Annotated in this window: 2 protein-coding genes; both read right to left on the bottom strand. The window is 35.7% G+C overall.

The features are described 5' to 3' along the window. The coding region (locus ACQR30_RS07005) for a TonB-dependent receptor plug domain-containing protein (RefSeq protein WP_429733239.1) at positions 1-855 on the bottom strand (855 nt) is incomplete at its 3' end. Positions 856-1,170: 315 nt separating this feature from the next. Then, positions 1,171-3,229: ATP-binding protein (locus ACQR30_RS07000; RefSeq protein ID WP_429733236.1), on the bottom strand; the 2,059-nt coding region annotated here is incomplete at its 5' end.

Here is a 3,229-nt window from a genome sequence, read left to right as displayed (position 1 = left end):
AGAGCCGCCGGTAAGACTTAAATCTACAGAATGAATCGGTGCGTTTTTGTAATAATCATCTACCCAGTTGGCAGGACCGTAATAGTTGAGATCTGAAGAGTCTTTCAAATAAGTAGGATAATTTACCATATCCTGTACCGTACCATATTTTTGATAAAAAGGCTGACGGAAATTATTTTCCCAGGAAGCATTGATGGGCGTTACAACTGGCTTGACTGCTATACCATAATAGGAATTGACAGATATTTCTCGTGGACCGCTATGCGCAGTTTTGGAGGTAATCCATATAGCTCCGTTCGTAGCCAGCGGTCCCAACTTAGCCAACACTGCCGGATCTTTTAATAATTGTATGGATTCAATGTCATTGTTGTCGAATATAGACATAATATTAGTGCTGGGTCCAATAGTTGCAAAGTCATAATGTTGCATATCATAAGAAAAGGCATTATCTTTTAGCATCGGTATCCCATTTAAATACACTGTTGGTTGGGTTCCATTTATGTCTTTAGCAGAAAGTAACGGAGCAACTAAGCCCCTGACATACATATACTGGGCTGTTCCGGGTTCTCCACTTGGCTCTTGAACATATAAACCGGCAAGGTTGCCTTTCAGCATTTGCTGCACAGATACATATGCCATTTTATTTACACGGTCAATATCTAGATTGCCTGCTTTATTGCTGGATATAATGTCATTTCGCTCCATCATGGAATCTAAAAGACCGCTTCTAAAGATGGTATCTTTTTTAGCGTCAGAAGAATCACTCGATTGCCCGTATGATTTAGTTCCCAATACAAGCATCAATATTAAAAGCAGCGAGCTTAATTTTAATAGTTTTACTTCTCGTATAAACATTTTTTCCACTTAGAAATTTTTTAAGAATTTTTTAATAACTAGAATCCTTACTCCTTTATATAAATGCTGAGTTTCCAGAGAATACATCCAAACAAACAGTCTAATAAAATGAATTTTCAAACATGCAGATAAGAATTTTAAGCCTCATCTCTTTTATTTCAACAATTAATAAACAACTATTAGTTTTGTAATTATTGGTCAAAATTAAGTTAAGGGTATGCCAAAAACACCCGTCATTTTGGACATTTTTACGGGTGAAATGTTACAATTTGCAAAAAAATTGTGGAAAATAGAAGGGAAAAGAAGTTATTAGGGCTACTTATCTGCGTTTTTTATAAAACGCGCAGCATATTTCTTTGGGGTCGTTTCAAATTGGTTTTTGAAGCATTTTCGGAAGTAATCTACATCGGAAAAGCCAACCATATAACACACTTCATTAACAGAATGTTCATTTGCCTGTAACAACTGACCTGCTTTTTTAAGCCGGATACTTCTTATAAATTCTAAGGCGCTTAGATTAGTTAATGCTTTAATCTTTCGATAAAGAGTCACTCTACTCATATTTACTTCCTTACTCAAGTCTTCGACATTCAGCTCAGGTTCCATCAAATTTTCTTCAATGTAAGCCATAACTTTTTCAAGAAATTCTTCATCACGCTTAGAAATAGAAATTATGTTAGGTTCGAGTTTAATATCCTTTTGAAAGTACTCCTGTAGTTTTTTTCTGGAAGCCAATAAGTTTTCTATTCTGGCTTCCAGAATGGGGAGGGCGAAGGGCTTTGTAATATATTCATCAGCACCTGTTTGAAAACCTTCTATTTTATAGCTATCGGTATCTAATGCAGTAAGTAATATTAAAGGGATATGCGAAGTACGTGCATCATTCTTTGCTAATTGACAAAATTCCATCCCCGACATTTCGGGCATCATTATATCGCTGATAATAATATCCGGCAATATCTCGATGGCTTTTGCCCAACCTTCCTTGCCATTGGAGGCCGTATGTATTTTATAAATGCTTTGAAAATTGGTTGCAATAAATGATTGTAATTCTATATTATCTTCTAAGATTAATAAAATCGGTTGATCCACATCCCCTTCGTTTATCTCATGGGAATTTTTGGAATCAGTAAAAAGAACCACATCATCGTCATGAGTCTGGTGTTGATACTTATAATTTGCAACCGCAGATAAGGTGCTGGAGGTTTTCTCCTTTAATTTTTCATTTTCACGTAGATGAGCGTCTCCCAAGGGTATTTGAACAGAAAAACAAGTATAGCCCTTACATCCCTCTGTAGATTTATGGCTATCCACATCTATTTTACCATGGTGTAGTTCCACCAAGGCCTTGGTATAACTAAGTCCAATTCCTGTGCCTTCAATGTGCATGTTGGTCTCGTCATTATGGTAAAAATTTTCGAATACCTTATTCAAATGGTCTTTCGTAATACCTGTACCATTGTCCTTCACTTTCAATTCTGCAAATAAATGCGCATTATCATTTCCGAAAATATCCAATGAAACATCCACCCGCCCTCCTTTAGGCGTAAACTTTAAAGCATTGGACAATAAGTTACTTACTATTTTTTCATACTTATCTGCATCGAACCATACAAGAATCCTTTCTTGAGCCGCAGAAAATTGAAGTTGTATATCTCTTTTAGCAGCCAAATTTTCAAAATCAGATACTATTGATTGTGTAAATGCCACCATATCTGATTCTTGCGCCTGCAACATCATTGCACCAGCCTCAAACCTTCTGAAGCTAAGTAGCTGATCTAAAAGCTTTATTAATTTTTTTCCATTGCGCTGCATGAGTCCTAATTCCGGATATTGTACATCTTGAATCTTAGCAATCAACTTATCAAGCGGCGCTAGTATTAAGGTCAAGGGCGTTTTAATTTCATGAGAAATATTGGTAAAGAAATTTATTTTTTGTTGCGTAAATTCTTTTTCATTTTCATTAATAGCGCGTTGTAATTTCAAATCATTTTTAAGCCGGTTTTCTTTTAAAGAATAATAGTAAATAGTATATAATATCGCTAGTATTACCAATATGTAAAATAAATAAGCATACCATGTTCGCCAAATTGGCGGCAAAATTTTTATTTGCAGCGTCGTGATTTTGTCATTCCACAGACCATCATTATTTGCAGCTTTTACTTTAAATGTGTAATTGCCCGGTGCCAAGTTGGTATAAGTTGCTGACCGTTCTGTCCCTACATTATGCCACTGGTCGTCATCCAGTCCTTCCATTTTATAGGCATACTCATTACTTTCAGAATTTACATAATTGAGTGCGGCAAACTTTAAAGTAAAATATGCCTGACTATAAGAAAGGGTTATTTTGGAGGTGTAGGTAATGGCGTCATTA

It is taken from the genome of Arachidicoccus sp. (assembly GCF_050436765.1).
GTDB lineage: Bacteria > Bacteroidota > Bacteroidia > Chitinophagales > Chitinophagaceae > Arachidicoccus.
The sequence above is the reverse complement of the archived record's forward strand: the minus strand, read 5'-3'. Positions and strand labels throughout refer to the sequence as shown.